The 23,766-nt window shown below is 47.7% G+C and carries 18 protein-coding genes; 3 read left to right on the top strand and 15 right to left on the bottom strand.

Features of this window, described 5'->3' with window-relative positions; genetic code table 11:
* Window positions 1-128 precede the first annotated feature (128 nt).
* The 6 genes from H1R82_RS02095 to H1R82_RS02070 all read right to left on the bottom strand — a co-directional run bounded on the left by H1R82_RS02095 (window position 129) and on the right by H1R82_RS02070 (window position 7,455).
* Window positions 129-587: a tetratricopeptide repeat protein gene (locus H1R82_RS02095; RefSeq protein ID WP_181732189.1), complete on the bottom strand. Its 459-nt coding sequence runs from the start codon at window positions 585-587 to the stop codon at window positions 129-131.
* A gap of 401 nt (window positions 588-988) precedes the next feature.
* Window positions 989-1,534, bottom strand: coding sequence for a hypothetical protein (locus H1R82_RS02090; RefSeq protein WP_181732188.1), 546 nt, complete (start codon window positions 1,532-1,534; stop codon window positions 989-991).
* A 15-nt stretch (window positions 1,535-1,549) separates the two neighbouring features.
* Window positions 1,550-2,794, bottom strand: coding sequence for a hypothetical protein (locus H1R82_RS02085; protein ID WP_181821581.1), 1,245 nt, complete (start codon window positions 2,792-2,794; stop codon window positions 1,550-1,552).
* A 382-nt stretch (window positions 2,795-3,176) separates the two neighbouring features.
* Complete coding sequence (gene putP / locus H1R82_RS02080; protein WP_181732724.1) at window positions 3,177-4,640, bottom strand: sodium/proline symporter PutP; 1,464 nt, start codon at window positions 4,638-4,640, stop codon at window positions 3,177-3,179.
* A 181-nt stretch (window positions 4,641-4,821) separates the two neighbouring features.
* A complete protein-coding gene (locus H1R82_RS02075; protein WP_181732725.1) occupies window positions 4,822-6,435 on the bottom strand; it encodes a thiamine pyrophosphate-binding protein in 1,614 nt (537 codons plus the stop codon).
* 120 nt (window positions 6,436-6,555) lie between these two features.
* The gene (locus H1R82_RS02070) at window positions 6,556-7,455 is read right to left on the bottom strand and encodes a cation diffusion facilitator family transporter (protein WP_181732726.1); all 900 of its coding nucleotides are present in this window, start codon (window positions 7,453-7,455) and stop codon (window positions 6,556-6,558) included.
* Between the two features lie 225 nt (window positions 7,456-7,680).
* Here H1R82_RS02070 and H1R82_RS02065 point away from each other — a divergent pair, with 225 nt between their 5' ends.
* Window positions 7,681-8,640, top strand: a complete 960-nt coding sequence (locus H1R82_RS02065) for a phosphotransferase enzyme family protein (RefSeq protein ID WP_181732727.1) — start codon at window positions 7,681-7,683, stop codon at window positions 8,638-8,640.
* Window positions 8,641-8,668: 28 nt separating this feature from the next.
* On the opposite strand, the gene H1R82_RS02060 is transcribed toward H1R82_RS02065, so the two are convergent.
* Entirely contained in the window at window positions 8,669-9,691 is a 1,023-nt protein-coding gene (locus H1R82_RS02060) for a murein hydrolase activator EnvC family protein (protein ID WP_181732728.1), read from the bottom strand.
* A 454-nt stretch (window positions 9,692-10,145) separates the two neighbouring features.
* Here H1R82_RS02060 and H1R82_RS02055 point away from each other — a divergent pair, with 454 nt between their 5' ends.
* Complete coding sequence (locus H1R82_RS02055; protein ID WP_181821580.1) at window positions 10,146-13,802, top strand: glycosyltransferase; 3,657 nt, start codon at window positions 10,146-10,148, stop codon at window positions 13,800-13,802.
* An 80-nt stretch (window positions 13,803-13,882) separates the two neighbouring features.
* Here the strand turns inward: H1R82_RS02055 and xylE are convergent, their stop codons facing one another.
* The 8 genes from xylE to H1R82_RS02015 all read right to left on the bottom strand — a co-directional run bounded on the left by xylE (window position 13,883) and on the right by H1R82_RS02015 (window position 21,654).
* The gene (xylE, locus tag H1R82_RS02050; protein WP_181732776.1) at window positions 13,883-15,310 is read right to left on the bottom strand and encodes a D-xylose transporter XylE; all 1,428 of its coding nucleotides are present in this window, start codon (window positions 15,308-15,310) and stop codon (window positions 13,883-13,885) included.
* An 87-nt stretch (window positions 15,311-15,397) separates the two neighbouring features.
* A complete protein-coding gene (gene xylA / locus H1R82_RS02045; RefSeq protein ID WP_181732730.1) occupies window positions 15,398-16,723 on the bottom strand; it encodes a xylose isomerase in 1,326 nt (441 codons plus the stop codon).
* Between the two features lie 258 nt (window positions 16,724-16,981).
* The gene (groL, locus tag H1R82_RS02040; protein ID WP_181732731.1) at window positions 16,982-18,622 is read right to left on the bottom strand and encodes a chaperonin GroEL; all 1,641 of its coding nucleotides are present in this window, start codon (window positions 18,620-18,622) and stop codon (window positions 16,982-16,984) included.
* Window positions 18,623-18,676: 54 nt separating this feature from the next.
* Window positions 18,677-18,961, bottom strand: coding sequence for a co-chaperone GroES (gene groES / locus H1R82_RS02035; protein WP_037998287.1), 285 nt, complete (start codon window positions 18,959-18,961; stop codon window positions 18,677-18,679).
* Between the two features lie 235 nt (window positions 18,962-19,196).
* Complete coding sequence (locus H1R82_RS02030; RefSeq protein ID WP_181732732.1) at window positions 19,197-19,430, bottom strand: hypothetical protein; 234 nt, start codon at window positions 19,428-19,430, stop codon at window positions 19,197-19,199.
* 92 nt (window positions 19,431-19,522) lie between these two features.
* Window positions 19,523-20,269: a twin-arginine translocase subunit TatC gene (gene tatC / locus H1R82_RS02025; RefSeq protein ID WP_181732733.1), complete on the bottom strand. Its 747-nt coding sequence runs from the start codon at window positions 20,267-20,269 to the stop codon at window positions 19,523-19,525.
* A gap of 33 nt (window positions 20,270-20,302) precedes the next feature.
* Window positions 20,303-20,980, bottom strand: a complete 678-nt coding sequence (locus tag H1R82_RS02020; RefSeq protein WP_181732734.1) for a redox-sensing transcriptional repressor Rex — start codon at window positions 20,978-20,980, stop codon at window positions 20,303-20,305.
* An 89-nt stretch (window positions 20,981-21,069) separates the two neighbouring features.
* Window positions 21,070-21,654, bottom strand: a complete 585-nt coding sequence (locus tag H1R82_RS02015) for a 5-formyltetrahydrofolate cyclo-ligase (RefSeq protein ID WP_181732735.1) — start codon at window positions 21,652-21,654, stop codon at window positions 21,070-21,072.
* Between the two features lie 155 nt (window positions 21,655-21,809).
* Between H1R82_RS02015 and abc-f the strand changes: the two genes are divergently transcribed.
* Entirely contained in the window at window positions 21,810-23,738 is a 1,929-nt protein-coding gene (abc-f, locus tag H1R82_RS02010; protein ID WP_181732736.1) for a ribosomal protection-like ABC-F family protein, read from the top strand.
* Window positions 23,739-23,766 lie beyond the last annotated feature (28 nt).

Below are 23,766 nucleotides of genomic sequence, written 5' to 3'. Positions count from 1 at the left end.
ATCCTTTAAAGAAGCTGCCGGCAAGGCAATCCGCCAAATATCATCTCCTTGGCTGAACACATGAAAAAGACAGTGCTATCCAGCACTGTCACCTGTTGATTAAAATAACTCAAGATTTTATTTATTGATTACATCGATTGAACCCGTTCTTTTATCAAATCATAAGTTCCAGATGATAAATGAATCCCCTTAATTTTTTCATTAATAAATTCATGATAATCGGATACAAGAGGATCCGGACCACCATTCACCCGATAGATCTGCCGGACATTTTTCATTCCTTTTAAAAAAAGTGATTTAGCTTTTTCTTTTTGACCTTTTTCCAAATAGTAACATCCTAATGAAATATGATTCAACACATATTTTGGATAAACTGTAATCGATTTTTCTAAATGACGGGCATATTCTTCATCCATCTTTTTTCCTTCAAAATACCACGCTTTGGCAAACTCAATCAACGATTGCTCTTCACGGTTCCTTGGCTGATAATGACGAAGTAATTTGTATACATCTTCATCAACCTCACGATAAATGTAATCCTGCATTCGCATCAAAATCAAAAGGGCTTCCAAACAGTCCGGTTTCACTTCAACGGCCTTTCTTAAGCAATTGATGGATTAAATTACCCTCTTCTCCATAACCCTCTTTATCTTTAAAAGAGTTTAGGCATTTAATAAAATCCGTCAATACAAAAATGTTGTCGATACAATGCTCCTTTTCTTTAATAGTTTCTATAAATCTATTCAAAACTATTCATTTCTCTCACCCTTTTTATAATTGAGACCACGAAGAAATTATATTCTTAACTGTAACATAATGATTCCAAGCGATTTCAGGCATCTTACCTTCTTCTGAAAATCATCCCTTTAAATTAATATCAGAAAATTAATTAAAGAGACAATTCTATTCGATATAAGAAAGACAGTGCCTCTTTAGCACTGCCTCCAAGTCAAACAGAACATGCCTAATCAAAAATCTTTGATTCAGCTCATTCATCCCACCACTTTTTCAGTTCATTAATATATTCCGGATCTTTGGTGGCCATGATGACTAATGGAGCGTAATCCAAACCAATAAATATGGATTCATCATTTCTTGTAAATAATAATCCTTTATCCACTTTCACCGGATAAATGTTCAAGAACTCTTCTGTTGAACGCTTTACCTCGATGGATGAACCTTCTTCATTGATAAACGTATCAAATAAAATCAATTTGGAAGTATCCTCCAAATTTTCATCCCTGAAAATGATTGATTTCCCATTTTCCTTCTCATGTATCTCAAAGTCAGGCCATCCTTTTTCGATAATGATACTAAACTCTTCATCCTTAAACGCACCGAAATTCTCAGTTATTCCTTCAATGTGAAAACATTGGCCTTGATCTGTTTTTAAATACACTTTCGTACAATAATATGTATCTTTGTAACGACGGTAGCAACGTTCCACAATCAAGTATATATCGATTTTGTTTGCTTCGCACAGTTCTTTAACATATGCTTTGTTAACCTCTAAATCATACACATGATACTTCACTCTTCTCACCCCATACTATGGTTTGAAATGAATATCTTCATAAACTCCGTTCATCCAAACATCTATATTTACACTGCCATCATTTTTCGTTCTAAACTGCGCCAACATGTTATCATTTTTATCATATATTCTTGACCAACCTTGTCTAGGATCATCTGGTTCAATCCTATGTTCTTTTCCCAATTCCCTAAAAACTTCCTCCGCTCTTTTTCTTCCGCCCTCCATATCCGTATTTATTCGAAGTAATTCGCTTTTTTTATATTTTGCTTTCGGATTATCACCAAATAATAGATATTCTTTTCCATCTACTTCCTTTTTTGTAGCTTTAATCGTTATTGATGATATTTCACTTTCACAATTCCTGCCATTTGGCAACAGCATCATGGCCACATAGCTGTCTGCCGGTTGTTCATAAACCAGGCAATCCAGCTTTTTGTATACCTTCATGGCCGCAGGGGCAATTTTGGGGATTCCAAAGTATCCAAGTACTGTGAGAGCCGTTCCGGTTACACCGGTAATTGCCGCGTTCTTCCAATTGATATTTAACTTTCGGGAAAGAGTGCCGGCTGCATTTTTCCAAAAGTCTTTGGTAAACACTTTTTGTACTTTTTGTACGGGGGCGGGCAGTTTTTCAAGCAAACTGCTTCCTTTTCTCGCCAATTTGCTTGCCCTTGCCATTTTGCCGACTTTGTCCGCACCTTTGGTTCCCACCACAGCCAAGACAATTTCTCCAAGCGCATAGCCAAACCATTCTGCACGGCTTTTCGCATCCCCGTGGATCACATCACGTATAAACGATTCGGAAACAGATTGCCAAATTGCTTTGATGGTATCAATCGGATGGGCAATCGCATGAAACAAATTTTTTAATGTTTCAATGGGATGTGCTATGATATCGGCGATCCCTTTGAGGGCATCCCAAAGGGCTTTACCCAATCCTTTAAAGAAGCTGCCGACCACAATCACAACCGACGTTAACAAGGACAAGATTTCCTCAAATGCTTCCAAGAAATCCGCTACTTTTTCATTGGTCCAATGGATGAACTCTGAACCTTTCTCGTTGACCCACTCCCAGCCGTCTTTGAAAAATTCGGTCGTCTTGTCCCAGAATCCTTTTTCTTCAGCCTTCACTTCTGTGTTATGAATCGGTTGTTGTTTTTGCGGCGCGGGGGTGTGTTCAAACTGATCAAAATCTTCATTCACCTTGGGAACATCAAATCCCCCGGGTTCGGCATAACCCGTGCCGCCAACCAAAGCCAATGACCCGGCCAACAGAATCAGAAGGGCAAAAAACGAGCGCAAAAACTTGTTCACGCTGTCAAAACCTCCCGTGAAACTTTTTCGTTGTTGATCTTTGGTTCCCTTCAACTTTTATGTAACATTAAAAGGATACCGAATGTATATTCGGTTTTCAAGGGGTTGTCATTTTTTTAAAAATATAGTCAATTGATCAGAAAGTCTGACGGGAGATTTCAAGTGGAGGGCATATCTCTTCAAGAGCCAGGCAATCCAAAACCCGGAAGTCCAAGATCGAGACGTATGTCCGGCATATTCCCGACGGGAAGGGAATAAATGACCAATGCGATTCCAAATAAGCAAAAAAGCCGCCTCAACATGAGAACGGCTTTTTGCGATCCGAACGTCATCCGGATTGTTTGATGGCTTGATCAAATTCTTCCAAGACTTTTGCGGAAGGTTTGGAGGTGATCAGACTGACCACGATGATGGCGATGGTACAAGCGATAAATCCGGGAATCATTTCGTAAACTTCTGCAAAAGCTTCAATTTGTTCCCAGATGATGACCGTAACCGCCCCGGTGATCATTCCGGCCAAGGCCCCCCACTTGTTCATCCGTTTCCAATACAAGCTCAACAACACCACGGGGCCAAACGCTGAACCGAATCCGGCCCAAGCATAACCGACCAGATTCAAAATGGTTTCGTTCGGATTCAAGGCCAGATACAAAGCGATTAAGGCGACGATCAACAGGGAAATCCGTCCCACCAGCACCAGTTCTTTATCCGATGCCGAGCGGCGCATAAACGCTTTGTAAAAGTCCTCGGTCAACGCACTGGCGGTCACCAGCAATTGCGAAGAAATGGTGCTCATCACTGCCGCCAAAATGGCCGCCAGCATGAAACCAAAAATCAGCGGATGGAACAACACCTGCGACAAAACGATAAACACGGTTTCCGGATTGGCCAGATTTTGTGCGTTTTGATGAAAGTAAGCGATGCCGAGCAATCCGGTAAACATCGCTCCGACGATGGAGAAAATCATCCAGCCCATTCCGATCCGGCGGGCACTTTTCATTTCCTTGACCGAAGTGATGGCCATAAAGCGGACGATGATGTGGGGTTGTCCAAAATAACCCAATCCCCAGGCCAGGAAAGACAAAATGCCAATGACGCTCGTTCCTCTGAACGCATCCAGCAACGCCGGATCAATGGATTTGATTTCCGAAACGGTGGTTCCCCATCCCCCGATTTCAAACAGGGTCACCAGCGGTACCAGAACCAAGGCGATAAACATAATGGTTCCTTGCACAAAGTCCGTCCAGCTGACCGCCAGGAATCCCCCAAACAAGGTGTACAAAATGACGACGCTGGCGGTTAACCAGACTCCCCACGCATAATCCATGCCAAATGCGGTTTTGAACAATTCGCCGCCGGAAACCATGCCCGATGAGGTATAAAAGGTAAAAAAGATAAAAATTACCAGAGCAGAGACGATTCTGAGAACCCGCGATGAATCCTGAAAGCGGTTTTCGAAATAGTCCGGAATCGTGATGGAATTATTTGCAATTTCCGTATAAGTCCGAAGACGGGGTGCCACATAAAGCCAGTTCAGATATGCCCCCAACGTCAGTCCGACCACAATCCAGCCGCTGCTCAGCCCGGCGGCGTACATGGCGCCCGGCAATCCCATCAACAACCATCCGCTCATGTCCGATGCCCCGGCACTCAACGCGGTGACCGCCGGCCCCAGGTTTCTCCCGCCCAACATGTAGTCCGACAAATCTTGTGTCCGGCGGTAAGCAAAATAACCAATTACCAACATGCCAATCATATAAATGCTTAATGAGACAATGACACCTGCATTCATCCAAGCTCCCCCTGGAATTATATTTGTGAGCGTTTTCAATCTCAAAGAAAAGTCCGAAGAAAATGATTCAGCGGTACCGCCAAAGCAATTTCACATATAAATACTTTTCTTTAATGCAACAGTATGTCATATTTGTGACATTTCGTCAACATTTGTGCATTTCGCCCCAATTTGTTCCATCCTATTTCCCGATTTTGGTATGTGGCACCGTTTTGGCTTCGCATACGATTTCCACCAAGGTGACACAAGGTTCGGAGAGAGCCTGTTGAATGACCGGTTCCAACTCCGCTTCGGTCTCCACCCGGTAAGCCTTTGCCCCCAGTCCGACGGCAACCGTGGACAAGTCGATGTGAGCAAGTTCGGCGCCGAGCGTTTCCAGCCCTTCGGCGAGCATTTTGTTTCGCTCCATGGCATATGCCTGATTTTTCAGCACAAAGACGGTCAGCGCCAACTGCTGGTTCACCGCCGTGTTCAACTCGGCAATGGTTTGCAAGATTCCGCCATCCCCGGCAATGGCGACCGATTGCCGGCCGGGGGCGCATAATTTGGCGGCAATGGCCGCCGGCAAAGCAAATCCCAACGTTCTCCACTTGCCGGACAGCAAAATCTCTTGTTCCGCAAAATGAAAAACCCGTTCAAACCACAGGGTGTGATCCCCCGTATCCACGGAAATCACGGCATCTTGATCCACCTGTTGATTGATGGCATAAAGGACGCGCTGCGGGGCCAACGGCGATTGAATTTGTTGGATTTCGCCGGCCACTTTCAGATCCCACGCCGCTTTTTTCTCCTGAATCGTTTGCTCCCACTCCGGATTGGAATTCGGGGAGACATCGTTCACCAGTTCCGGGAGAAGCGAGCCGAGGTTCTCAACCAGTGCAGCTTTCGCGACATGGGTCCGCCCGATGTTTTCCGAAACACTGTCCACTTGGATCACGGGAAGATCCTGGGGCACGTAATCCTCCGGCCACCACGTCGCTCCCAGAATGAGGCACAAATCCGCCTCATGCAAAAGTTGGGTGGCCGCTTCCGATCCGCCTTGCCCCAGACCTCCGACAAACAAAGGATGATCATTGGGGACGCAGGATTTGGCCGGCATGGTGGTAATGATGGGAGCCGTCAATTTTTCCGCCAACCGGACCACTTCCTCCCGCACATTTCGGATTCCCCTGCCTGCAAGCAATACAGGCCGCCCGGCCTGCTCCAAGAGCTTCAGCACCGTTTGGTACTCCTCCTGATAAGCGATCACTGACGGATCCGGAGGTGGCAATGGAAACAGGCGGGACCGGACGGTTTGTTTCCACAGATCTTTGGGAATACTCAAATGCGCCACGGTGCCCCTGGCCAATGCAGTTTTTGCCGCCAGATTGAGTTGGGTGGGAAAAGCTTCGGGGTTCACCGTCGTTGCCGAATATTGCACAACGGGTTGAACCAAACGTTGTTGGTCGATTTCCTGATGGCTTCCCGTGCCCATGTTTTTCGTCGCCACCTGGCCGGTCACCGCCAATACCGGTGCACGGTCAAAATAAGCATCGGCCAACCCGTTTAAGAGCAATGCGATCCCCGGGCCGCTGGTGGCCATGCACACCGCCAGCTTTCCGGTCAGTTTCGCTTCGGCGGAAGCCATCAAAGCGGCGGCCGTCTCATGGCGACAAGCGATATAACGGATCCGGTCTTGTTTGGCCAGTTCATCCAACAACTCCAAATTTGCATCGCCGATCACCCCGTAGATACGCTCGCATCCCCATTCTGTCAACTGATCCAGCAAATGTTTGGCAACGGTTCTGTCTTCCATCCCGATCATCCTTCAACACTTTTTAACCCCATTTATTTCCATTTCCAGAACCCTTTATCCCGAAAGCCTGCAACAAAAAAAGATGACCGGCTGGTCACCTTCCGTTGGATCATTGGGTTGTCAGAGCGATCGGATGCATTTTTTCAACTCGCCGGCCGGTTCCACATGAACATGCACATGGCGGATGTTGTCAAAGCCGATTAACTGTTTTTCCACCTTTTCCGTGATCTCATGGCTTTCTTCCACCGACAAATAAGGATTCACTGCGATCGTGATTTCCACGAAAACATACGGGCCGTGATAGCGTGCCCGGAGTTCCCGGACCTGGTCAATTCCGCTGATCTTAAGCACCTCTTGTTCAATTTTCTCCAGCTTCTCTTGATCAAATCCGTCCATCAGTTCGTCAACGGCCGGGCGGCCGATCTCCCAACCGGTTTTAAAAATCATGCCTCCGACCACCACCGCCAGAAGCGGGTCCATCCAATGCCAGCCCCAATAAGCTCCCGCCATGCCCACCGCTGTCCCGAGACTGACCAATCCATCGGACCGGTTGTCACAGGCCGCGGCTTCCAGGGCTTGGCTTCCGGTTTTTTTGCTCAGCGAAAAATTGACATACGACACGCCGAACATGACCAGCGCCGAACCAAACGACACGGCAAAGGCCCACGGATGCACTTCATTTTGCGGCGGACGCCACACGGCCTGAACCGCACGCACCCAAATTTCCACCGCCACCAACACCATGAACGAAGCTGCCACCAGGGTGGCAATGGTTTCCGCCTTGCGATGGCCAAACGGATGGTTATGGTCTGCCGGTTGCTGTGAAACTTTTAATCCGATCAGGATAGCAAAGGAAAGCAATAAATCGGAAACATTGTTCAATCCATCCGCAAACATCGCTTCGGATTGGATATGTAAACCCGTCCAACATTTCAAAAGAGACAAAACCAGGTAGGCGGCCATACTGAGCCATGCCCCTTTTTGGGCGTTCCTTTGGTCCGGTCCGGATACATTCAACAAATCTCTCCACTCCTTTTCCCTGCCAAAGCATTCTTATCATAAAAGGCAAACCGGATTTTCGTCCAGAGCAACGTTTTTTGCCTTGGCGAGAAAAACTGGCATCCCTCATCTTTTTTGGATAAGTCCAAATTTCCCGATTGTCACCAGGCTTTGATAGAACTTACCCGTTGACAAATGGTATGATGGAGACAGTATTGACTGAATGGAGATAGGTGGGTTATTGGTATGTGGAAAAAAGAAATCGTACAAGAAGCATGTCGCAAATTTCAGGGAAATGCAGATTCACTCCGGTTCCTAGGCGGATTTCACCAAAATGTCTATGAGTATGAGCGGGACGGGGAACGGTTCATCTTGAAACTGATTCCGATTGCCCGAAAAGACGAAAGCCAATTGAATCTGAAACTGCAATGGATCTCTTATCTCCGGTCCCACGGCGTCCGGTTGCCGGAGACCGTCTTGTCGGAAAACGGCCGGCCGGTCGAAACCATCATTCGATTGCCCATTCCTTGCTGCATCATTTCTTATAAAAAGGAAAAAGGAGAAAAAATCCATGCTTCCAATCCGTATGTATGGAACCCCCGATTGCTGCGCCGGATCGGACAAACAATGGGAAAGATCCATTCACTGTCATCCCGGTTTTCGCAACGTGCTGACATCCCGGCATATGAAGAATGGAATGAAGGAGAGATCTTTTACCGGGACTTCTCTTTTGTGGACGGCTGGATCGCCGACCGCTTCAGTTTGTTTTTGCAAAAAGTCCGCTCCTTCCCCAAAAACAGCCAGTCTTACGGTTTGATCCACAATGATTTCCAACCCGGGGGCTTTTTGGTCGACCCGCATGATCAGGTGATTTTGTTTGACTTCAAGCACATAAAATACCATTTCTTTACATACGAGATTGCCACCCTTCTTTTTCATGCTTTGGAAGGGTTTCCCGAAAAAAATCATGAAACGCTGAAAGATTCGTTCCTCCATTCATTGATGGAAGGATATTTTTTGGAACACCACCTGGAAGACGGCTGGCAGGAACAAGTGGACTTTTTCTTGGAATACCGGCTGTTTTTCTTGTATATTTCCCTTCTCACCTTGATTCCGACCGAAAAATTGAACCACTGGCAAAAGGAACAACTCGTTCGTTTGAAAAGCCGGCTGGAAAAACGACAATTTTTGGTCCGGACCGAATAAAAAAGCCACCTCGCCGGGTGGCTTTTCATTATTGAATGTAGTTCCGCGGATTGACAGGCGTCCCGTTTTTATGTACCTCAAAATGCAAGTGCGGGCCGCTGGACCGTCCGTTGTTCCCGACGGCGGCAATTTGCTGCCCTCTGGAAACGCGCTGTCCGACACTGACTTTCACCTGGTAACGGTACATATGGGCATAAAGGGTGCTCAATCCGTTGCCATGATTAATGATCACGTAAATTCCGTACCCACCGGGGTTCGATTTAATCAAGTGAACCACGCCGGATTCTGCGGCATAAATCGGTGTCCCCACCGGACGGGGAATGTCAATTCCCGCATGAATGTGGCTGCCGCGGTTTTGTCCGTAGTTCCAGTAAACCAACCCGCGCGTGCTCGGGAAGGCGAGGATTCCGTTTCCGCCGCCAGAACCGGCGTATTTTTGCATCAGCTCTTTTTCCTTGGCTTCCAGCTTGTTCAATTCTGCCTGGTGTTTTTGAAGTTGCGCCTCAATCTCTTTTACTTTTGCTTCCGATTGTTTCAAAAGTTCAGATTGAGCTTTCTTTTTCTCTTCCAACTCTTTTTTGTTTTTTTCCAGATCCATTTTTGCCTTCACAAAAACATTGAGTTCATTGGCCTGTTCTTTCATGAGAATGCGCATCACTTCAAACCGTTCCAAAAATCTGGAGAACGAATCCACACTGAACAGGTGAGCCAAATGCGTCCCGTCCCCTTGGAGATACATGCGTCTCAAGTTTTCCCCGAACGATTTTTCATGCTTTTCCAGGTACGTTTGATTGGCTTCGATTTTCTTGTTGATCTCACCGATTTGTTGGTCCAATTTGGTGATTTCTTGTTCCACTTTCGCCAATTCTTTCTGGGTCTCTACCTTCATGTCCTGAATTTTTTCGATTTCGCCTTCGGACTTTTTCTGTTGGTCACGTACTTCTTCCAGTTCTTTTTTTCCGGACTCCGCACTCACCTGTTTTGCATCGGTGATGAAGGATGCGGACAGGACACAGGCCGTAAGTAAAATGGAAAGCAGCTTCCTGACCATCTGTCTCTCCTCTTTTTTCTCAGTTTTTGAAGCTTTTACTATTCTACTATTTTAGCAAAAATAATCCAAACACCGATTACCAAAATTTATAACAGATTAGTGATACCAATCTGTCCTTTTTCAAGTATTTTTTACCAGATCCATCCATGACAGAATCTTATTCTCTTTCCAGAAACTCTAACTCTTTGACAGATCAAGGATATCTTTTAATCCAATCATTGTCAAAGCCCCTTCCGGTTCATAACCTCCTTTCAATCAAGTTCACCGGCGAATTCCCCGGCGATTGTGTCGATCCTTTGAACAAGAGAAAAGTTGTACTTAATCCAAGATTCTCATTCGAATATAAACGTAGGATCGCCAGAAGTCATATGATTCTATTTTTAATCCAGAAAACCCGCAAAATCATTCATTCTTTACCAACTTCATGAAAAGACACCTGAAGAGGTATTGCAAAATGAGACGAAAAATTGCCAATATCATCTTTTCCTTGTTTTTTGTCGGATCGTATCAGAAAAGAGCCGCCGGCGGAACACTCGGTGTATTGCTCGGGATCCTGCCGATCGGACACACGGCATGGATAATCGGACTCATCCTCAGCCTGGTCTTTCGTCTGAATCTGCTGGCGGTCTGTGTGGGAATTTGTGTTTCGCTTTTGTATCCGCTTCTGCATGTGGCGGTGTACCGGATGGGGATGGACCGGTTTTTTCCCACCGCGGATGAAACCGCTCTTTATCTCTTGACCGGCGCCCTGTATTTGCTTGTATGCCATGGGATTTTTTACTTTCTTTACAAAGACGTACATATCCGGACGCTATCCAATGAAGAAAAAATGTTTGTCTTCCATGACCGGGGCAGAAGGTGGAGATTTTTAAAGCGGGCTTTCCTGATTTTAAGCCTTCTTTCCCTGGTCAGCCTGACCGTTTTCGGGATCAGCCTGTATGATCATCCGGTTGTCCCTCCGCTCTATTCAAACTCATGGGCGGATTCTTCCATTCAGCCGGCCGAACGGAAGCCCGGTCCTTCCGACAATGAATCGCCTTTGTTCCCAAGGGAGACCGGAGCTCAAGAAGCGAAAGATTTCACCACTTATGCCTATTACGTCCCTTGGGATTCCAAAGGTTGGTTTGATTTAAACACACTGGAGCACATCAAAGACATCGACGTGCTGATTCCGGAGTGGTATTCGCTCACCCCCGATTTGACGCTGGACATCAAACGGGACGAGAATGTTGACAAGCTGGCTGAAAAACATCATGTCAAAATCATTCCAAGACTGAATAATTTTGCCGGTCAAGAGTGGGACGGACCGGCTGTCCGGCGCCTGCTGGCCTCGCCGCAAAAGCGCGCCGCATTGATTGAAAATCTGCGCCAAGACGTGAAGAAACAAGGCTATGCCGGGATCAACATTTATTTTGAAAAGGTCCGGGCTGAAGACAAACGGCGGTTCACCCAATTCATCAAAGAACTGTCTTTTGCCTTTCATCAGGACGGGCTCAAAGTGATCCACAGCGTCCCGATTCACGATCCTGCTTATGATCTCCTTGCGCTGTCCAAATATGCCGATTATCTGGACATCATTTTGCATGAAGAACATCATAAAGAAGGGTCTCCGGGGCCGGTTGCCTCCTTTGACTGGGTGAAACAATCCCTGGAGAATCTGCCGGTTCCTCCTTCCAAACGGATTATCAGTCTGGGGACTTACGGATACGACTGGACGGTTGGAAAGCAAACGCCGGCTGAATCCCTGACATTCGACCAGGTCATGTTGCTGGCCCGACAACATGATTTGAAGATTGAATGGGACCGGGCAAGCAACAATCCCACCCTGCGTTACAAAAAAGGAAATGAAGAACACATTGTCTGGTTTTTGGATGCGCCGGCCTTTTCCAACCAATTGCGCCTGATCCGGCAATATGGCGCCGAGGGGATTGCCTTTTGGCGGCTGGGTTCGGAAGACCAAGCGATTTGGCCGTTGATTAACCGGGATCCCGATGCCTTGGCCGCTATCAAGCAAATCTCCAGCCCCATTCCCGAATACATCGGCAACGGGGAAATCTTGTCTGTCGCGGACAACGAAAAAAAAGGAACCCGTGACATCGCCATGCAAAACGGGAAATGGATCCAATCCGTCGACTACCGTCACCCGTCTTCCCCGCTTCTGATTCAGCGGTTTGGCTCGGTGGACGGGAAGAAAATCGCACTCACGTTTGATGACGGTCCCGACGGCACCTATACCGGGAAAATTCTGGACATTTTAAAAGAGCACAATGTCAAAGCTTCTTTTTACATTACCGGCAGAAATGCCGTGTTACACCCGGATCTGGTGGAACGGTTGTATGAGGAAGGGCACGAAGTCGGCAACCATACGTACTTTCACCCTCATTTGGGACAAGTCCATCCGTTGCGCGTGCAGTTGGAGTTGCATGCAACCCAACGGTTGTTCCAAGCCTTTACCGACCACACCATGACCACGTTCCGCCCTCCCTATCAAGTGGAGTCGGAACCGCAAACCTTGGATGAAATCCGGGCCATGGTGCGGGGAAGCGGATACGGATATACGATGATCAGCAAAAACATCGAAACGTTCGACTGGCAAAATCCACCCAGCGAACAAATCCAAAAACGTGTGTTAGCCCAATTGAATCTGGGACATATCGCGCTCATGCACGATGCCGGCGGGGACCGCTCGGCAACGGTCCGTGCGTTGCCCGGCTTGATTGAAACCCTGAAAAAAGAAGGGTACCAATTTGTCACCGTCAGCGAGTTGACCGGAAAAACGCGGGAGGAAGCCATGCCTTCCATCCAGCCGGAAGAAAAAATTTATATGCCGTTTGTCAAAGCCGTGTATACCGTATGGGGCTTGTTTCAACACAGCTTCACCTTTCTCATCTATGCGGGCATCGGCATCGGGTTTGTCCGGGTCGCCTTTTTGATGTATTTCTCCTTCCGGCAGCGGATCAAATTCAAAAGGCGGGTCAAATGGCTGAACCGGGGAGCAGAACTGGTCGATTTCCATCCGATGGTCAGTGTGGTGATCGCTGCTTACAACGAGGAAAAAGTGATTAACAAAACGATTCATTCGGTCCTGAAAAGCCGTTACGACCAGTTGGAAGTGATCATCGTCAATGACGGATCCACCGACCGGACCGAAGCGGTGATCAAACAAGAGTTTTATCATGATCCCAGAGTGCGGGTGATCACCCAGCCCAACAGCGGAAAAACAACGGCCATCAACCGGGGATACCGTTTGGCCAAAGGGGAAATCATTGTGTCGATTGATGCCGACACCCTGATTGCAGAAGACACCATCCCGCTTTTGGTCCGGCACTTCCAGGACGAAAAGGTGGCGGCGGTTTCCGGGAACGTCAAAGTGGGAAACGTCCGGAACCTGATCACGCTGTGGCAACATGTGGAATATATCACAGGATTTAATTTGGAACGGCGGGCTTTTGACGATTTGAACTGCATTCCGGTCGTTCCGGGAGCCATCGGTGCCTGGCGCAAAAAAGCCGTTGAAGAAGTCGGTTATTTCAAGCATGACACCTTGGCGGAAGACACCGACATCACCATCACCCTGTTGCGCCACGGCTACAAAGTGGAGTTCGAAGTGCGCGCGCTGGCTTACACCGAAGCGCCTGAAGACTTAAAAAGCCTCATCAAACAGCGGACCCGCTGGATTTACGGAACGTTGCAATGTTTGTGGAAACACCGGGGCGCTCTTTTCTCCAGAGAGCAAAAAGCACTGGGATTTGTTTCCCTCCCCAATATGTGGATCTTTCAATACGGGGTGCAAACTTTCTCACTCTTTGTCGACTTGCTCTGCCTGATGAGTTTGTTTACGGAACACGCTGTCACCACCATGATGTTTTATGCCGGATTTTTGCTGTTTGACCTTTTGGCGGCTTATTTCGCCTTCCAATTGGAAAAGGAAAGCCCCAAACCGTTGAAATGGCTGTTTATCCAGCGGTTTGTGTACCGGCAACTCATGTCTTACGTCGTTCTCCGTTCGTTCTACTATGCATTAAAAGGCGTCTCGGTCGGTTGGAACAAACTGAACCGGAACGGAAATGTGCAGCTGGAAATAAAAGAACCCGTCAAACGAACCGGATGATGATCAAGCAAAAACTCTCCTGGTCACTTGGATCAGGAGAGTTTTTTGTTTCATTTCAACAATACAAAAACGGAGGCTTTTTATATGGTATCCGCTTTGCCCACCGGGCTTTGCTTTTCTTTTTTCCACAATGCTTCCATCTGCTCCAGTGTTTTTCCTTTGGTTTCCGGAACCATCCTCCAGATAAAGAGCGCGGACAGTACGCTCATGGTTCCGTAAAAACCATACGTGAATGCACCACTGAATTCCATCATGGCCGGATAAGTCGAAGAAATGAAGAAATTGGCCAGCCATTGGGCGGCAACCGCCACCGCCATGGCCTGCCCCCGGATTTTGTTGGGGAAAATTTCGGATAACATCACCCAGCAAACCGGTCCCCAAGACATCATAAACGACGCGGTGTAAAACACCATGAAAAACAAGGCCCAGATGCCAAACCATTGGAGTGATGCAAACGCCGCCATTCCGAACATGCCGGCGGCCATTCCGATTGAACCGGTGATCAATAAAGGCTTTCTTCCCCATTTGTCCACCGTTTGAATGGCAACAATGGTGAAAATGACATTGACGGCCCCCATGACCACGGTTTGGACCATGGATGCATTTTGGCCGGCGCCCATGCTTTCAAAAATGCGCGGGGCATAATAGAGCGCCACATTAATTCCGACAAATTGCTGGAAAACCGAAAGCAAAATCCCCACGGCAACGACAAGCTTTCCGTAAGAAAACAGCCGGCCGGCTTTCACTTTTTGCCGCAAAGACGCCTCGATTTCCGCCAAAATTTCCCGCGCCCGGTCTTTGGAGCCATAGATTTTCTTTAAGATGTCAAACGCTTGGTCCCTGCGGCTTTTGGAAGCCAGGAATCTCGGGGTTTCGGGAACGAAAAACAATAAAACCAAAAACAGGGTGGCCGGAACCAGTTCAGATGCCATCATGTACCTCCAACCCCGGTCGACAATCCACTCCATCGAATGGCCGCTGGCAATCATCCAGTTCACAATGTATACCACCAATTGCCCGAAAATAATGGCAAATTGGTAGTAAGAAACAAGCCTTCCCCGGACGGATGCAGGGGCGATTTCCCCGATATACGTCGGTGAAGCGGCGGATGCGATTCCGACTCCGACCCCGCCAAGAATCCGGTAGAAGTTAAACATCCACAGCAATCCCATCGTGGGCTCCCCCGCTTGGAAAAACAAGAACTCCGGCCAGGCCGAACCCAAGGCTGACAAGATAAATAAAACAGCCGATACCAACAATGCATTTTTGCGGCCGATGGAATTGGAAATCCATCCGGAAATCATGGCGCCAAGGATGCAACCGATCAATGCGGAAGACACGGTCAGCCCGTGAGCGAGTGAACCAAGCCCGAGACTTTGGATCATGTACACTTCAATGGCTTGCTCCGCCCCGGAGATGACGGCCGTGTCATAGCCGAACAAAAGCCCTCCCAACGCCGCAGTCAAAGTGAGTGATAAAATATAAAAACGATGCGTGCCATCCTTCATCCGTTTTGAGGGACAAGCCCCCTTTTCGGGGGCAGGTCCTCCGCCTCCTCTCTGTGTCAAGGCATTCACCGGAAGAAACCTCCTGATTTACTTCCTGGCCACAACATTTAACAAGTATTGGTTGATGGTGGCTTTGATCTGTTCCAACCTCCCGGATTCATTGCGGATTTCGCTTAAGCCCAGAGCATATTCTTCCAACTTGTGAAAATCCGTTTTCCCTTCGACAATCGCTTTTCCGATTCCATCCCGATAACTTTCGTACCGTTTTTCGATCCATCCATCCAGCACTTGATCCTCGATCAATTTTTGTGCCACTTTGAGCCCCACGGCAAAGCTGTCCATTCCGACAATATGGGCCAGGAATAAATCATCCGGTTCAAAGGAACCGCGGCGCACTTTGGCGTCAAAGTTCAATCCGCCCGGCTTCAAGCCGCCGTTTTTCAGAATTTCATACATGGCCAGCGTGGTGGCATACAAATCGGACGGAAATTCATCGGTATCCCAACCCAACAGAGGATGACCCTGATTGGCATCCACAGACCCCAGCAAGCCGTGAATCCGTGCATAGCGCAGTTCATGTTCAAAAGTGTGGCCGGCAAGGGTGGCATGGTTGGCTTCAATATTTAATTTGAAATCATCTTGAAGGTCATAATGTTGCAAAAACGCATAACAGCTGGCTGCATCAAAATCGTACTGGTGCGTGGTCGGCTCTTTGGGTTTCGGTTCCAGCAACAACTGCCCTTCAAAGCCGATTTCTTTGGCATAATCCACCGCCATGCGGAAGAAACGGGCCAAATTGTCCAATTCCAGCTTCATGTCGGTATTCAAAAGCGTTTCATATCCTTCGCGCCCGCCCCAAAACACATAATTTTCCGCTTCCAGCTCTTTGGCAATTTCCAATCCTTTTTTCACTTTGGCCGCTGCATAGGCAAACACATCCGCCTGGTTGGAAGAGGCCGCCCCGTGCACAAAACGCGGATGCGTAAAGTTGTTGACGGTGTTCCACAGCAATTTGACCTTGCTGTCTTTCATGTAATCCTTGATCATTGACACAATGATATCCAGGTTTTGGTTGGTCTCTCTTAAATTGCTTCCTTCCGGCGCAATGTCCACATCGTGGAAACAAAAATAACGGACCCCCAGTTTTTCAAAAAATTCGAAGGCTGCTTCCACCCGCGCCTTGGCCAGATCCAACCCCTGATACCGGTCCCACGGCCTGAGTGCCGTTCCGCTTCCAAACGGATCGGATAAATCTTCGGTAAAGGTATGCCAATAAGCCACACTGAACCGCAAGATCTCTTCCATGGTTTGGCTGCCGACTTTTTCCTCCGGATTGTAGTGCTTAAAAGCAAATGGATTGGATGATTCCGGACCTTCATACCGGATTTTTTTGATATTGGGGAAACTGCTCATCTGCCTCTTCTCCTTTCATGATTCGACGATGGAAAAAACCAAACTTTGTTTATTATTTAAATTAAGTTAACCGCAAAATGAAAACGTTGTCAATATAAAATGCTTATTCAAACAAAGATATTTCGTTGTATCCATCAGATTATTTTCATCGACTTTATTCACCCTTTAAACTATTTATATCAAAAAACGAATAAAAAAGAGGCCTCCATTCATGGAATGGAGGCCTCTTTTTCAGATCAACGGGCTTTCAGGGCTTGATTACATCATGCCGCCCATTCCGCCCATTCCTCCCATATCCGGAGAACCGCTGTCTTTTTGTTCTTCCGGTTTGTCAGCCACAACGGCTTCCGTGGTGAGGAACATGGCAGCAACGGATGCTGCATTTTGCAGTGCGGAACGGGTTACTTTCGCCGGGTCCACAACACCAGCTTGGATCATGTCAACCCATTCGCCGGTTGCAGCGTTGAATCCGACTCCGGCTTCTTCTTTTTTCAGACGTTCCACGATGACGGAACCTTCCAATCCGGCGTTGAAAGCGATTTGACGTACCGGCTCTTCCAGTGCACGTTTGATGATGGAAACACCGGTTTTTTCGTCGCCGATCGGCAAGGAGCTTTCCAGATCTCCCACAACATTGATCACATTGACCAGCGCGGTTCCCCCACCGGCAACGATTCCTTCTTCCACAGCGGCACGGGTGGAGTTGAGCGCGTCTTCAATGCGCAATTTTTTCTCTTTGAGTTCGGTTTCGGTTGCGGCACCGACTTTGATGACGGCCACACCGCCAGCCAGTTTGGCCAGACGTTCTTGCAGTTTTTCTTTGTCAAACTCGGAAGTGGTTTCTTCGAGTTGTTGACGGATTTGGTTGACACGGGATTGGATGGCACTGGGTTCACCGTAACCGTCAACGATGATGGTGTCGTCTTTGTTGACGCGTACTTGGCGGGCACGGCCGAGCACTTCGAGTCCGACGGATTTCAGGTCGAGACCCAATTCTTCGGAGATGCGTTGTCCACCGGTCAAGATGGCAATGTCATCGAGCATTGCTTTGCGGCGGTCACCGAATCCGGGTGCTTTCACAGCCACAGCGGTGAACGTTCCGCGCAATTTGTTCACAACGAGGGTGGCCAATGCTTCCCCTTCCATGTCTTCAGCAATGATCAACAATTGTTTGCCTTGTTGTACCACTTTTTCCAAGATCGGCAGGATTTCTTGGATGCTGCTGATTTTTTTGTCGGTGATAAGAATGTACGGCTCATCCAAAACAGCTTCCATTTTGTCGGTGTCGGTTACCATGTAAGGAGAAATGTAACCGCGGTCGAATTGCATCCCTTCCACCACTTCGAGTTCGGTGGCGAATCCTTTGGATTCTTCCACGGTGATGACACCGTCTTTGCCCACTTTTTCCATGGCTTCGGCAATCAATTTACCGATTTCCTCATCGTTTGCAGAAATGGCTGCGACTTGGGCAATGGAGTCTTTTCCTTCGATCGGTTTTGCGATTTCATGAATTTGTTCAACAGCTTTTTTAACCGCTTTTTCGATTCCTTTGCGGAGAATCATCGGGTTTGCACCGGCAGCCACGTTTTTCAATCCTTCACGGATGATGGCTTGTGCCAAAACAGTAGCTGTGGTGGTACCGTCTCCGGCAACGTCGTTGGTTTTGGTTGCTACTTCTTTTACCAACTGTGCACCCATGTTTTCAAAAGGATCTTCCAATTCGATTTCTTTTGCAATGGTTACACCGTCATTGGTAATCAAAGGAGAACCGAATTTTCTTTCCAATACCACGTTACGGCCTTTCGGTCCGAGGGTTACTTTTACCGCATTCGCCAGTGCGTCCACTCCGCGCAGCATTGCACGACGGGCTTCTTCGCTGAATTGAATTTCTTTTGCCATGACTCACCGTCCCCTTTCCATATGTAAGTGAAATTTATATCTCAATGACTGTAATCAGTCAACAATTGCGAGGATATCACTTTCACGCAAGATGAGGTATTCTTTGTCGCCGTATTTTACTTCGGTTCCGGCATATTTGGAAAAGATCACATGGTCTCCTTCTTTGACTTCCAATGCGATCCGGTTTCCATTGTCATCCAGGCGGCCGCTTCCAACCGCAACAATGCGTCCTTCTTGCGGTTTTTCTTTGGCGGTGTCCGGCAAAACGATGCCGCTGGCTGTTTTTTCTTCTTTTTCTACTGCTTCCAAGACAACACGATCACCTAAAGGTTTGATCATTTGCGAAACCCTCCTTTGTTAGGTGGATGAATTTGTCATATTGTTAGCACTCATCAAAGCCGAGTGCTAACATCCATTAAATATAATATTCCTCTCATCTTCATTTTTCAAGTGGGGAGCCAAAAAAACTATCAAAAATCACGTTCCGGCAAAAAAGAAAGCGATTCCCAACCCGAATCGCTTTCCAAATCCCGGTCTTATGTTTTGTTTGCGAAATGCTCCATAAACAACCATCTCATATTGACTGGTTTAAATCAAGACGGATCTTAAAATCATCTTCCGGGCCTCCTGCTGACGAGTGGCCGGAAGAACCGCCGTCCTGGCGGGTTCCGCCTTTAAACAAAGGGAGCAACCGTTCTGCAAAAAATTTGGCGACACGCTGCCTGACCGATGGTATGGCCAATAATGTTATCAAGACAAAAGCGAAAAAAAACACCTTTGGAAAATGGTCTTTCGAACATGGACTCATGCTACTCCTCCTTCCATCAAGAATTGTTCCCCAATCCATATGAACCTATGTAACGCAAAAACTCCCGGCAGAAACCGGGAGTTTTTCGCCAATCATTCATTTTCTTCTTCCCACTCGGCATCTTCGCGCTCCATGTGCCGTGACAAAAACGAGGAAATGGAAATACTTACTTCATATAACAAGATCAGCGGAATGGAGACCAGGATGTTGGCAATTGGCTCCGGCGGCGTGATTAAAGCCGCGACAATCACCAATCCCAAGTATGCATAACGCCGCACTTTTCGCAACAAATCCGGCGTCACCAGGCGGATGCGCGTCAAAAACAACGTGATCACCGGCAATTCAAAAAACAGCGCGAGCGGCAGGATCACCCCGAACAAAAAACTGAATGCATATTGTACGCTGAAGTTTTCCTGCAACCCCATCTGTCCGCCAAGCATCACCAAAAAATCAAGGATGTAAGGAAAGATGACAAAATACCCGAAAGCAACGCCCGTTAAAAACAATCCCAATGAGACCGGAATATAAATCAACGCGGCCCTTTGTTCATTCGGGTGAAGACCCGGACGGACAAACTGCCAAAGGTGATACATCCAGACGGGCGAACTGATCACCAAAGCCATAATGACCGATATTTGCATATAGATACGAATCGGATCAATCGGATTCAAAATGACGATTTTGTAATCGGAAAACAAGTCCTGCTTAATGAACAAAAACACATCCTGCGAATAAAAAAAGCTTCCGATTAAGGCGACGAAAAAAAAGACCAAGCTCCATATAATACGGCGTCGAAGCTCCCCCAAATGCTCTGTGATCGGCTGTTGTTCATCGCTCATGCTCCAATGCTCCCTTACAATCATCTGTGGCAATCATTTTTCCGTCGTCAAAGACTCTTCTTCGCTGTCCCCCGGGTTCCCTTCCGGAAAGTTTTTAAGGAAGTAAATCAATGTCTGCAGTTCGATCGTCAAATCGATATTGTGAATCCGCACATAAGGCGGTGCCGTCAGACGGGCCGGCGTGAAGTTTAAAATTCCCCGGATCCCGTTTTTGACCAAAAAATCTGCCGTGGATTGAGCTGCATTCAGCGGAACCGTCAAAATCGCCACTTCGACATTGTGCAGCTGGGTCACTTCCGACAGGCGATCCATGGAATAGACCGGAATGCCATCCACATCTTTTCCCACTTTGTTCGGGTCCTGGTCAAAACCGGCAACGATCTTTGTATTGTGGCTGCGGTAAAAATTATATCTCAATAATGCCGTTCCAAGATTTCCCACACCGACCAAAACCACATTGGTGACCTCGTCCTGTTTCAAGAAATCCCGTAAAAATTGAAGCAGATAAGTAACATTATAACCGTAACCTTTTTTCCCGAGCTCACCGAGGTAAGAAAAATCGCGGCGAATCGTCGCCGGATCTATATGCAATGCATCGCTCAAATCCGCTGAAGAAACGCGTTGTTTCCCAATCGCATGCAATTTTTCCAAATAACGATAATATAAAGGCAACCGCTTTGCCGTCACCTGCGGTATTTTATTTTCAGGCATCGTGCCAACATACACCTCCATCAATGTGAATCAACGCACAAAAGTTTGGCAAAAAACATCATACCATAAAACTTGTAAATTCGGGTGGTTCACTTAATTTTTAACCGGGTCAATTCCAACATCTGCTGCGGGGAAACCACCCAGTCCATCCGGCAATCATGGGGCTCGGGCTTCACATCCTTTACAATTTGCTCATCATAAGCGACGCCCATACGGACCGCTCCGGGGTGGCGGGATAAAAACCGGTCATAATACCCGCCGCCATATCCGAGACGAAAGCCTGACACATCGAAGCCGACGCCCGGTACGATCACCAATTCCACTTCCTGAACGTCAACCTCCTGACAAAAGGAAGCATCCGGTTCCAAAATTCCGTAGGCTCCTTCGGTCAAATCCTTCAACCCCCGAATCCGGAAGCAACGGATGGACTTTTTTTCTTTTTCGGTCTTTGGCAAAATCACCCGTTTGCCGGATGAAAGCGCTTCTTTCAATGCAGGCAAAACATCCGCTTCACCACGAACCGGCATATAAAACATCACCGTTTTTGCCTGCTTGTAAGCCGGATGGCCCGTCACCTTCCGGCAGATAATATCAGAACATTCTTTCTTATATGCGGAAGAAAGACGGCTGCGGACTTCAAGCAAATGCCGGCGCAGTTCCTTTTTATTTTTCATGTTATTCATTCCTTCAAGGCCATGAAAAAACAGTGATTGATTCTTACATTATAACCTTTCTTTTTTCAATAATCCACCGGCGATAAGAGACGGCCTGGATTGATTTGCCCTCCGGCAAGGACTCGATTACACTGGACATGAGCGAGGTGGAACGAATGCTGTTACAAGCGAAAAACATAGAAAAAACATTTGGGGGAAACATCATTTTTCAAAATGTGGACCTGAAAATCAATGAAGGGGAACATATCGGACTCATCGGCCCGAACGGCGCCGGCAAATCCACGCTTTTAAAAATTTTGATCCGGGAACTGCTGCCCGACGAAGGCGAAATTCATCTTTCCAAAAAAGCCGGAGTCGGCTATTTGGCGCAAAACAGCGGGCTTCAGTCCGAAAAAACGGTCTGGGATGAACTTTTGCTCCCGTTTCAAGAACTGATCGGGATGGAAAAACAGCTCCGCCAGTTGGAAACGGAAATGGGCAAAGAAGAAGTATACACCCGGCCGGACATCTATGAAAAGATATTGGAAAAATATTCCTCTTTACAATCCGCATTCGAAGATAAAGGCGGATATGCTTACGAAGCCAAGATCCGGAGAGCTTTAACCGGATTGGGATTGGGCGGCATCGACTGGAAAGCGACACCGGTCCAATCCTTGAGCGGAGGGCAAAAAACCCGGGTCGCCCTGGCCAAATTGCTTTTGGAAGAACCGGATTTACTCATCTTGGACGAGCCGACCAACTATCTGGACATGGACGCGACAGCCTGGTTGGAGCAAATGCTCGCCAATTACCCGGGGGCTTTGCTTCTGGTTTCCCACGACCGGTATTTTCTGGACCGTCTGGTCACCATCATCTATGAACTGGAAAACCATCAGGTCACCCGGTATGTGGGCAATTATTCTTCCTATGTGAAACAGAAAGAAGCGAGATGGGAGCAACAACAAAAGCGGTACGAAAAGCAACAAGCCGAAATCAAAAGGATGGAAGAATTCATCGAGCGAAACATCGCCCGGGCTTCCACCACCAAGCGGGCACAAAGCCGCCGCAAAGCGCTGGAAAAAATGGAACGCATCGAACCGCCGTCCCCGCGCCCGCGCAAAGCGGCCATCCGGTTTGAACCGGCTGTCCGAAGCGGGAAAGAGATTCTGGAAGTCAAAAATTTAACCATCGGATACGAAAAGCCGCTCATCCAAAACCTCGACTTCCGCATCGAACGGGGGGAACACATTGCGCTGATCGGTCCGAACGGACTGGGGAAATCAACGTTGTTAAAAACCATCGCCGGCAAGCTTCCTCCGCTCGGCGGGAAGTGGAAGTGGGGAACACAAGTGGAAATGGATTACTACGATCAGGAACAACAAGAGTTGAATCCGGATCTTTCAGTGATTGACGAACTGTGGAATGATCACCCCCGCCTGGATCAGACCACCATCCGCTCCGCACTCGGGCAGTTTCTGTTTTACGGGGACCATGTCTTTAAAAAGGTAAGCAGTTTGAGCGGCGGGGAAAAAGCGCGTCTTTCTTTATGTAAACGCATGTTAAACCGGGCGAATTTTTTGCTGATGGATGAGCCGACCAACCATTTGGATATGCCCAGCAAAGAACGGTTGGAGCAAGCCTTGGAAGAATTTCCGGGAACCTTGCTGTTCATTTCGCACGACCGGTATTTCATCCGTCGCCTGGCCACCCGCATCTGGGAATTGACCCCCGACGGCATACGGGATTACCGGGGAAATTATGAATGGTACCTCGAGAAAAAGTCATTGGAGCAGTTTGAAGACAAAACCGTCCCTTCCGCGCAGGGCCCTTCATCCCCTCCTTCGCGGACCGAAGCGGATGCCTACCGGAAACGGGAAAAAGAAAAGCAACGCAAACAAAAACAACGCCGTCAGAAGTTGGAACGGCTGGAGCAAGAAATTGAACAACTGGAATCAAAAATTGAAGAGATTCACGCCAAGTTGTGCGACCCGGAAGTTTACAACGACCCGGCCTCCAGTGCGCCTTTGCAACAGGAATTGGCAAAACTGGAAGAGCAATTGGAAAAAAACACCAACGAATGGGCGGACTTGGCGGATGAATCATAGTCAAGCAACGCGGTTACGGCTGCCATCT

This window comes from Thermoactinomyces intermedius, assembly GCF_013912365.1.
Classification (GTDB): Bacteria; Bacillota; Bacilli; order Thermoactinomycetales; family Thermoactinomycetaceae; genus Thermoactinomyces; species Thermoactinomyces intermedius.
The sequence above is the reverse complement of the archived record's forward strand: the minus strand, read 5'-3'. Positions and strand labels throughout refer to the sequence as shown.